The 1,060-nt window shown below is 32.2% G+C and carries 1 protein-coding gene and 1 pseudogene; both read right to left on the bottom strand.

From position 1 onward, the window contains the following. Nucleotides 1–514: M20/M25/M40 family metallo-hydrolase (locus tag IC214_RS12590; protein ID WP_227845144.1), on the bottom strand; the 514-nt coding region annotated here is incomplete at its 3' end. Between the two features lie 137 nt (nt 515–651). Further along, nucleotides 652–1,060: pseudogene (locus tag IC214_RS12585) on the bottom strand (diaminopropionate ammonia-lyase); the annotation flags it as partial.

Here is a 1,060-nt window from a genome sequence, read left to right as displayed (position 1 = left end):
TCTTTAAGTTTAGTTCTGAAGATTCTCCGATTACAACATAATCAGGTTTAACAGCTTTACTTATTTCTCTAGCTGAAACTCCTTCAAATATTTCTTCATGAACAACTCCTGCTACATATAATTCACCAGCAAAGTCTTTATTAGTATCTTTAGCAAAATATGCTACAGCAGACATCATTGCAGTATACTGACCTTTCATATCAGAAGTTCCTCTACCATATATCTTTCCATCTACTATTTTTCCTTCAAAAGGAGGAACACTCCATTTACTTGCATCTGGAACTGGAACTGTATCTATATGACCATCAAATAATATTTTTTTACCTGGTCTATTTCCCTTTATGCATCCTACTATATTTCCATATCTATCTCTTGACCAGCTATCAAAGCCTAATTTTTCAAAAGATTCTTCTATTGCTTTTACAACCCCTTCTTCATTTCCAGAAGAACTAGGATTTTGGATTAGTTTTTGACATATCTCAGTTACTTCTTGTTTTCTTTGTTCGTTTAGCATTTCGTTATCCCCCTAGATTTTATAAATGTATATTTTAATTTAAGCCTTTATAATTTATATAATTTCTAAATTTTAGAACTTATAATCTTTTTAATATGTAAATGATTATTTGATAAAGATAATATTTTAATAATTATCTATATGCTTGGATACTCTCCATCCCAAACTATACTTCTGTATTTATCAGGGTCAGTATCTCCTTCTGTACTTATTAAAAGTACTCTTGAATTTTCATCTAACTTTAAATCTCTTCTTAAGTCAGCTAAATCTTCTCTTTCCATAGCTGCTATTAAAAGACCAGTTGTAACCGCTCCAGACTCTCCAGAGATTACTTTTTCATCACCATTTAAAGGATTCCCCAATGTTCTCATACCTTTAGCAGAAACCCAGTCTGGTGCTGAAACGAATGCTGCTGCATGATTTTTTAATACTTCAAATCCTATAGTATTTGGTTCTCCACAAGCAAGACCTGCCATTATAGTTGGCATATCTCCACCTACAAATCTTGGTTTTCCATCTCCTGCTTCTGCTGATTTATAGTAACAA

The organism is Clostridioides sp. ES-S-0190-01, assembly GCF_020658275.1.
Taxonomy (GTDB): Bacteria; Bacillota; Clostridia; order Peptostreptococcales; family Peptostreptococcaceae; genus Clostridioides.
The sequence above is the reverse complement of the archived record's forward strand: the minus strand, read 5'-3'. Positions and strand labels throughout refer to the sequence as shown.